The organism is Streptomyces flavofungini (genome assembly GCF_041028215.1).
In the GTDB taxonomy this organism is placed as follows: domain Bacteria; phylum Actinomycetota; class Actinomycetes; order Streptomycetales; family Streptomycetaceae; genus Streptomyces; species Streptomyces flavofungini_B.
The window spans coordinates 1-3337 of the sequence record NZ_JASKYR010000741.1 but is presented as its reverse complement, the minus strand read 5'-3'; the positions used below and the strand labels follow the sequence as shown (position 1 = coordinate 3337).

Here is a 3337-nt window from a genome sequence, read left to right as displayed (position 1 = left end):
CTTCCGGCGGGGACACCAATGAACTTAGCGGCGACCACTGACAACGCCGCTCCCGAGCCGCTCCTCGCGCTGCCGACCTCAGTGTTCGTCGCGCAGATCCACGATCCGCCGGAACTTCCCCAACGACCGCTCCAGCGTCTCCGGATCGACGATCTCGACGCCCACCGAGACACCGATGCCGTCCTTGACGGCGGCGGCGATCTCCCGGGCCGCGGCGGCACGCCGCTCGGGCGTCGTGTCCGCGCGGGCCTCGGCGCGCACGGTCAGGGCGTCCATGCGGCCCTCGCGGGTCAGCCGGAGCTGGAAGTGCGGGGCGATGCCCGCCGTGCGCAGCACGATCTCCTCGACCTGGGTGGGGAAGAGGTTGACGCCCCGCAGGATCACCATGTCGTCGCTGCGGCCCGTCACCTTCTCCATCCGCCGGAAGACCCGGGCGGTGCCGGGGAGCAGCCGCGTCAGGTCACGGGTGCGGTAGCGGACGATGGGCATGGCCTCCTTGGTCAGGGAGGTGAAGACCAGTTCGCCGCGCTCGCCGTCCGGCAGCGCCTCCCCGGTGAGCGGGTCGACGACCTCGGGGTAGAAGTGGTCCTCCCAGATGTGCAGCCCGTCCTTGGTCTCGACGCACTCCTGCGCGACCCCGGGCCCGATCACCTCGGAGAGCCCGTATATGTCGACGGCGTCGATGGCGAAGCGCTCCTCGATCTCGCGCCGCATCTCCTCGGTCCACGGTTCGGCGCCGAAGATGCCGACCCGCAGGGAGGTCGTACGGGGATCGACGCCCTGCCGCTCGAACTCCTCAAGGAGGGTGAGCATGTACGAGGGCGTCACCATGATGATCTCGGGACGGAAGTCCTGGATCAGCCGCACCTGCCGCGCGGTCATGCCGCCCGAGGCGGGGATGACCGTACAGCCGAGCCGTTCGGCTCCGTAGTGGGCGCCGAGACCGCCGGTGAACAGTCCGTACCCGTACGCGACATGCACCTTGTCACCCGGCCTGCCGCCCGCGGCGCGGATCGAGCGGGCCACCACGTCCGCCCACATGGACAGGTCCTGCTCGGTGTACCCGACGACCGTCGGAAGACCCGTCGTGCCGCTGGAGGCGTGCAGGCGCCGCACCTCGGACTGCTCGACGGCGAACATCCCGAAGGGGTAGTTGGCCCGCAGGTCGTCCTTGCTGGTGAGGGGGAAGCGTGCCAGGTCGGCGAGGGAGCGGCAGTCGTCGGGGCGCAGCCCCGCCTTGTCGAAGGCCGCCCGGTAGAACGGGACGTTCTCGTACGCGTGCAGCAGGGTGTCCTGGAGGCGTTCGAGCTGAAGGGCCCCGAGCTCGCGGGGGCCGAGCCGTTCCGCAGAGTCCAGTTCGAGCGGCAGGCGCGTCATGAGGTTCTCCCGTCCTGAACGGGCGACCGATCATTCGGTCGTCGATCTTCCGTCGACCTCAGTAATCCAGCCCCGGCCCTGGTCGTCAAGGGATGGCGCGGCACGCCTTCGAGCTGCGGAGCACCGCCCGCCGCCCCGGCCGACGCGCGTTGCCCGCACCTGTCACGGGATGTGATGATCCTCTTCATGCCGACTTTCAGCGCGTACGACGGGACGGAGCTCGCCTACCACGAGAAGGGGGTGGGCGAGCCGCTGCTGTGCGTGCCGGGCGGCCCCATGCGCGCCTCCGTCTACCTGGGCGACCTCGGCGGTCTCGCGGCGCACCGCCGGCTGATCCTGCTCGACCTGCGCGGCACGGGTGACTCGGCCGAACCGGACGATGTCGGCACCTACCGCTGCGACCGGCTCGTCGACGACATCGAGGCGCTCCGCGAGCACCTGGGCCTGGACCGGGCCGATGTGCTCGGGCACTCCGCGGGCGCCGATCTGGCCACCCTGTACGCGGCCCGCCACCCCGAGCGCGTGCGCACCCTCGTCCTGGTCGCCCCGGCGACGATGGCCGTGGGCGGCACCATGACCCTTGAGGACCGCGCCGAGGCGGCCGCCCTGCGCAAGGACGAGCCCTGGTACCCGGCGGCCGCGACCGCCCTGCGGGAGATCGCCGAGCAGGGCGCCCCCAGCGCGGGCTGGGAGGCCATCGCCCCGCTCACCTACGGCCGTTGGGACGCCGCCGCCCAGGAGCACCGGGCCCGGAGCGCCGCCCAGAAGAACGCGGCGGCCTCCGAGGCCTACTACGGCCGGGCCGCCTTCGACCCCCCTGCCACCCGCGCGGCCCTCTCGGAACTGGAGGCGCCGGTCCTGGTCCTCGCGGGCGCCCTGGACGGCGGCCCCACCCCGGCCCGCGCGGCCGAACTGACCGCCCTCTTTCCCGCGGGCGTCCGCCAAGTACAGCCCGGCGGCGGCCACTTCCCGTGGCTGGACGACCCGGAGTGGTTCGTACGACGGGTGGCGGGGTTCCTGGCGCGGGACTGACGTCACGCGTCCAGGTAGCCGCTGGCCTGAAGGGTGAAGAGGCGGGCGTAGGTGCCCGCACGGGTGAGGAGTTCGTCGTGGGTGCCCGCCTCCGTGATGCGGCCCCGGGGTCAGGACGACGATGCGGTCGGCGCCCCGCACGGCGCTGAGGCGGTGCGAGATCAGCAGACTGGTGCGGCCCTCGCGGTGGTGGCCGAGCCGGTGGTGCACATCGGCCTCGGCCTCCGCGTCGAGTCCCGAACGCGGCTCGTCCAGGATCAGCAGATCGCGGTCGACCCGCAGGAACGCGCGGGCCAGTGTGATGCGCCGGCTCTGCCCGCCGGACAGCAGAGCGCCGGTGCGCCGGTCGCCTTCGCCGGACTCCGCGAAGCGGCGGCTCAGGAGCGTGTCGTAACCGTGGGGCAGTCCGCGCAGCGCCTCGTCGATGCCCGCCCGGTGGGCGGCGGCCCGGATGCGCGGTCCGTCGCCGAGCGCCGTGAGGTCGCCGACGGCGATGTTCTCGGCCGCCGTGAGGTCGTAGCGCATGAAGTCCTGGAACACGGCTCCGAGCCGGTCGCGCAGCTCACCCACCGGCACGTCGCGGATGTCGACGCCGTCCCACAGGATCGCGCCGCGGGTGGGGTCGTAGAACCGGCACAGCAGTTTGACCAGGGTGCTCTTGCCCGCGCCATTGCGGCCCACGAGGGCGACGGACCGCCCGTGGGGAATGTGGAGATCGACGCCGCGCAGGATCCAGGGGTGGCCGTCGGCGTAGCGGAACCACACGTCCCGTAGCTCGATGCCGCGCTGCAGAGGCGGGAGGCAGGGGCGTGGGCCCGGACCGGTGGGGGGCTCGCGGAGGTCGGGGCCCGCCCGGACGACCGCCAGGTAGTGGCCGMTCATCAGCAGCTCGTGATGGAGGTCGGCGACCCCGCCGACCAGCAGGGAC

The 3337-nt window shown here is 72.6% G+C and carries 2 protein-coding genes and 1 pseudogene; 1 reads left to right on the top strand and 2 read right to left on the bottom strand.

Translation table 11 applies throughout. The annotated features are described in order from the left end of the window. Positions 1–78: 78 nt before the first annotated feature. The gene (gene paaK / locus AB8Z36_RS33570) at positions 79–1377 is read right to left on the bottom strand and encodes a phenylacetate--CoA ligase PaaK (protein WP_369217166.1); all 1299 of its coding nucleotides are present in this window, start codon (positions 1375–1377) and stop codon (positions 79–81) included. 186 nt (positions 1378–1563) lie between these two features. Here paaK and AB8Z36_RS33565 point away from each other — a divergent pair, with 186 nt between their 5' ends. Beyond that, positions 1564–2409: an alpha/beta fold hydrolase gene (locus AB8Z36_RS33565; RefSeq protein WP_369217165.1), complete on the top strand. Its 846-nt coding sequence runs from the start codon at positions 1564–1566 to the stop codon at positions 2407–2409. Between the two features lie 14 nt (positions 2410–2423). On the opposite strand, the pseudogene AB8Z36_RS33560 reads toward AB8Z36_RS33565, so the two are convergent. Then, positions 2424–3337 (bottom strand): annotated as a pseudogene (locus AB8Z36_RS33560) (ABC transporter ATP-binding protein); the annotation flags it as partial.

What these genes read in the sequence shown, in the direction of transcription:
- paaK (WP_369217166.1), bottom strand. Translation starts at nt 1,377, where the DNA reads ATGACGCGCCTGCCGCTCGAACTGGACTCTGCGGAACGGCTCGGCCCC.
- AB8Z36_RS33565 (WP_369217165.1), top strand. Translation starts at nt 1,564, where the DNA reads ATGCCGACTTTCAGCGCGTACGACGGGACGGAGCTCGCCTACCACGAG.